1 pseudogene is annotated in these 317 nt (G+C 51.4%); it reads right to left on the bottom strand.

Going from position 1 to position 317, the window contains the following annotated elements:
- Positions 1-317 (bottom strand): annotated as a pseudogene (locus I656_RS0115065) (transposase); the annotation flags it as partial.

The raw sequence follows: 317 nt of genomic DNA, 5'->3' as shown, positions 1-317 counted from the left end.
AGCCGTTCCAACGGAATCTGATGATGTCGGGAGGCAAACAAGGAGTGGAGAATCTCTCCCAATCCCAGTTGTCTCCAGAGCTGATCCAAAAGCCAAGCGCCACCAAGGCGTTTGCTTGATTGAAACTGAAAGTCATCCGATACTTCTCCTGTCAACGTCTCGATTTCCCAAGCCTGCTCAGGAGAAAGGAATCGCGAAATGCTTTTGGCCAGACGCTCCAAGACAGCGCGATCCACCTCGTCTTCGCGCCCAAACGAATAAATCACCTTCGCTTTCGCATATTTGGCCTTCGGATCCCATTCGTTGTGAGCAAGCTG

It is taken from the genome of Geobacillus sp. WSUCF1 (assembly GCF_000422025.1).
Classification (GTDB): domain Bacteria; phylum Bacillota; class Bacilli; order Bacillales; family Anoxybacillaceae; genus Geobacillus; species Geobacillus zalihae.
This window is presented reverse-complemented; position numbering and strand designations above follow the sequence as displayed.